Origin of the sequence: Streptomyces sp. NPDC101234, from assembly GCF_044767525.1 — a bacterium.
GTDB classification, from domain to species: Bacteria; Actinomycetota; Actinomycetes; order Streptomycetales; family Streptomycetaceae; genus Streptomyces; species Streptomyces sasae.
The window spans coordinates 1-4,193 of the sequence record NZ_JBIWOA010000103.1; the positions used below are offsets into that span (position 1 = coordinate 1).

The window sequence follows — 4,193 nt, forward strand, 5'->3', positions numbered from 1 at the left end:
AACGAACTGAACGTCCGAACCCTCCCTCGGCGACACCGACACCATGCCTGATCAGCGGAAACTCAACGATCACATCCGGAAAGACAACGGCTTCTAAGGAATAAGGGGTGGCTGTGTGACCTCACGTGGATGCCACTTCGACACGAGTTCGGGACTCACTCGCCGGCCGTCTCCATGATCAATGTCGATGGGAATTGATGTCACGGAGTCGTGGCGTCGGGTCAACGGATCGCGTGCAAGCGGAGACCCTGCACGCGACGGCGAGCGCGGTCGCACACACGCACCCCTATAGATTCCTTGCACGACCTGAGGAGATCCGCGATGCCCGACCGCCGCAAAGTTCTGTTCGTGACCGACCTCGCCTACCAAGCGCGGGGGCGGCGCTACTGCGACGAGGACATCTTCCTGACCTCCCGACTGCGGGACGCCTTCGACATCGCCCTGTGCCACCCGCTGGATGCCGCCTCGCTGATGGACGCCTTCGACGGGGTCGTGGTCCGTAACAGCGGACCCGTACTGCACTACCAGAAGGAGTACGGCGCCTTCCGGGAACAGGCCACGGCCCGCGGCACACGGGTCTACAACCCGCTCTCCGGCCGGGGCGACATGGCAGGAAAGCAGTACCTGCTGGAGCTGACCGCCGCCGGATACCCGGTCATCCCCACCATCGACCGGCCCGAGGATGTGCACGTGCTGCCCGAGGCCGACCAGTACGCGGTCAAGCCCAAGGCAGGCGCAGACTCCATCGGCCTGGCCTTCGTACCCCGCGAGCAACTGGGTGACCTCGCCTACGGCGACGTCCTGGTCCAGCCGCGCATCGACTTCCGCTACGAGGTGTCCTTCTACTACGTCGACGACACCTTCCAGTACGCCCTCAACGCCCCCGCCCCCGAGCAGCGCTGGGTCCTGGAACCCTACGAGCCAACCGACGCCGACCTCGCCTTCGCCCGGCGCTTCATCGACTGGAACACCATCGACCACGGCATCCAGCGGGTAGACGCCTGCCGCACCCAAGACGGCGAACTGCTCCTCGTCGAGCTGGAGGACCTCAACCCGTACCTGTCCCTGGACCTGGTCCCCGAACAGACCCGCAACTCCTTCGTGGAGAGCATGACCTCCTCTCTCCACCGGTTCCTGGACACTGCTCCCCGTCCCTGATCCGGCATCCGGCCCCCTGCGGCAGAGGCAGACCCCGCCGTCCCACCGCACAGGTGTGCTGCGTGCTCGGCGCGAATGCGAGGACGCGGGTTCAGCCCTTGCCCGAAAGCTGGGCACCGCCTCAGGCGGCCTGTTCGTTAAGCCACTCAGCCCGGTGCGGTCGCCGGGGACTCCGCCTGCCGAAAACCTGGCAGGGTCAGGCACAGCACAGCCGCGACGGCAGTCGTGGCGGCGAAGACGCCCACCGCCCAGGCGCCGGACGCGTGCTGGATCAGCAGGCCGGCGATCAGCGGCGCCAGCGTTGCCAGCGCGGTGGCCGCCATCATCACGGTGCTGATGACTCGGCCGCGCATGTCCTTCGGCGCGCTGCGAAGCACCACCGCAACCAGTGCGGCGTTCGCGGCCGGCGCGAGCAGCAGCGCCAGCGCGACCGGCGCCGCCACCAGCGGTGACGGGATGAGCAAGGCCGCAGCGCCGAACAGCAGGGCCCCGGCCATGGTGATCGTGGTGACCAGGGTTGCCAGGCGCATGCGCCCTTGCAACCGGGGTGCGACCACCGCTCCGAGCAGCCCGCCGGCCGCGATGGCTGCCTGCACCAGGCCGATCAGACCGGTGGATGTACTGCCCTGTCGCATCGCGAGGGTGATGCTGAAGATCACGCCGCTGAAGGCGAAGTTCAGCAGGGGCGTCTGGATCACCGCCGCGCGCAGAATGGGCACCTGCCAGACGACCTGCAGGCCGTCGGTCACCTCGCGCCACAATGCCTTGCGCCCGGCCGCGTTCTCCGGGCGGAACCGCCCGCGGATCCGGCTCACCGTGGCGAACGAGACTACGAAGGAGACGGCGTCGGCCAGGAACGGAACGGCCCGGCCCACCCCGAACAGCGCCCCGCCGAGCGCCGGGCCGGCCAGGCTGGCTCCGTACGTGCGGGCTTCGGTGGCCGCCCACGCCTGCTCAAGCTGCCCGTCCGGCACGATCCCCGGCAGCGCGGCGGCGGCGGACGGGTCGAAGATGGCTCCGGCAGCCCCCTCGACCAGGCTCACGGCCAGGATCACCGGCCAGGACGCGAGATCCAGCACGATCAGGATGCCGAGCAGAGCCAGCAGGACGGCGCGCACGACGTCACAGATGATCATCGTCAGCCGCCGGTCGAACCGGTCCGACAGCGCCCCGGCGGGCAGCTGCAGGCAGAGCAGGGTAATCGCCCGCACCGTACCCACCACCCCCGCGAGCACCACCGAGTGGGTCAGGGCCAGGATGAGCAGTGGGTAGGCGAGCCCACTGATCTGGGTGCCGGTATCGGACAACAGCTGGCCGATCCACAGCATCCGGAAGCCTGTGTTGTGCCGGAGCGGAACCTGTCGTGGCACATCGGTGGCTATCTCGATTCCGCTGGCGTCGCTCACCCGCAACACGATAAGCGCCGAGGTCGTCACCCAGGTGTCGGATCTTGGACAGGAACCGAGTGAACGTCGAAGGGCGCGACCGTCCATGATCACGTTGATTCCACCCAGCATGATCGTGAAGCCCGCGCCCGCACGTCCTCCTGCCCGACCCTGCCCGCGTCCTGCCAGCTCGCCGAGCAACATGGCCTCGCTGCCCAGGAGTTGTGCACGCCCGAGACGCTTCCCTCGCTGCTGGACGCGGTCCGTAGCGTCCCCGATCCACGCACGGCGCACCTGGTAGCCCATCCCCGGCCGATGCTGCTCGGCCTGGTCGCCTGCGCCCTGCTGAGCGGAGTGCGCTCGGTCCGCGGCGTGGTCCGCTGGGCGAACGGCCAGGGCGCGGGCACCCTCTCTGCCCTCGAAGTCCCCGACGGCGCCCCGGACAGACTCCCGGTGGCCACCACCCTCACCCGCGCGCTGGCGCCGCACCCGGTCCTGGACGCGATCGAAGGACCCGGACTTCGTCTCAAGAGGACGAGGATCATCGGCCTCTACACCCACCCGCCCGACGACGCGACGGTAGTCTGCGCCGACAAGCTGGAGCCGGCGATCCCGCGGACCTTCCCGCCCGCACCCGCCTGGTCACCCGACGGGCACCGGATCAAAGCGGAACTCGACTACAGCCGCGGACCCGAGAAAACCTGTGTCTACGGGGCCTTACGCGTCCGGGACGGCCGGCAGATCACCATGGCCGCCTCCTCCCGCAACAGCGTCTCCTGCCAGCAGTTCCTGCAACGGATCGAGGACGCCAACCCGACCGGCGAGCTCTGGAGCGTCACCGACAACCTGTCCAGTCACAACAGCCTGTCCACCCGGTCCTGGCTCGAAGACCATCCCCGCATCCACCACGCCTTCATCCCCGTCGGCGCATGCTGGCTCAACCTGCAGGAGGGCCGGTGGCGCATCTTCCGCAAAGCCGTCCTCGTCGGCCGCTCATTCGCCAACCGCGACGACATCGCATACGCCACTCGCTTGGCAACCGCCCAGCTCAACTCCCGCGCCAGGCACGGCCGCTTCTTTTGGGGCATGCGTCTGCGCTTGGTGTGCACCCTCCATGGCCTGCCCGTCGCATTTTCCCTGACCGCCGCCAAGGCCGACGAACGCGAAACTCTGCTGGACCTGCTCGCCGTCGAACCGGACCTGCTCTCCGCCCGCCCCGGACAGATACCGATCGGCGATAGGACTACTTCGGCCGCACCCTCGAAGACTAGCTTGCCGAACTGGACATCCGGCTGCTGCGCCGGCCTGCAAGAGCGAGCCGGAACGGCCCGGCGCTCCGCTGTTCAAACCATTGCGGGAGGTCATCGAGTGGGTCAACGAGACCTTCAAGGGCCGACTCAACCTCGAACGGCACCGGGGCCACACACCCGGCGGCGTGATCGCCCGCGTCATGCAGCGCATCCTCGCGCTGACCGCCGCGATCTGGCACAACGACCACACCGGACAGCCCCTCCTACGCTCACTGACAGCCTGCGACCACTGACTTGGAATCGATCATCTAGTAGGACTCCGTTAGGTCTGTCTCGCGGCACTGTTCGGGGGCATGCTGGAGGCGTGGACGCACATGAAGTGAACCGTGCTCGGGCGAAG

3 protein-coding genes are annotated in these 4,193 nt (G+C 68.1%); 2 read left to right on the plus strand and 1 reads right to left on the minus strand.

Annotated features, from left to right (window positions below; translation table 11 throughout):
• Positions 1 to 321 precede the first annotated feature (321 nt).
• Positions 322 to 1,158: a hypothetical protein gene (locus ACIRR9_RS55845; protein WP_403769765.1), complete on the plus strand. Its 837-nt coding sequence runs from the start codon at positions 322 to 324 to the stop codon at positions 1,156 to 1,158.
• Between the two features lie 146 nt (positions 1,159 to 1,304).
• On the opposite strand, the gene ACIRR9_RS55850 is transcribed toward ACIRR9_RS55845, so the two are convergent.
• Positions 1,305 to 2,564: an MFS transporter gene (locus ACIRR9_RS55850; protein ID WP_403769768.1), complete on the minus strand. Its 1,260-nt coding sequence runs from the start codon at positions 2,562 to 2,564 to the stop codon at positions 1,305 to 1,307.
• A gap of 294 nt (positions 2,565 to 2,858) precedes the next feature.
• Here ACIRR9_RS55850 and ACIRR9_RS55855 point away from each other — a divergent pair.
• The coding region (locus ACIRR9_RS55855; RefSeq protein ID WP_403769771.1) for a transposase at positions 2,859 to 4,193 on the plus strand (1,335 nt) is incomplete at its 3' end.

Bases quoted from the DNA above. Each gene is read 5' to 3' on its own strand.
- ACIRR9_RS55845 (WP_403769765.1), top strand. From the start codon at position 322: ATGCCCGACCGCCGCAAAGTTCTGTTCGTGACCGACCTCGCCTACCAA.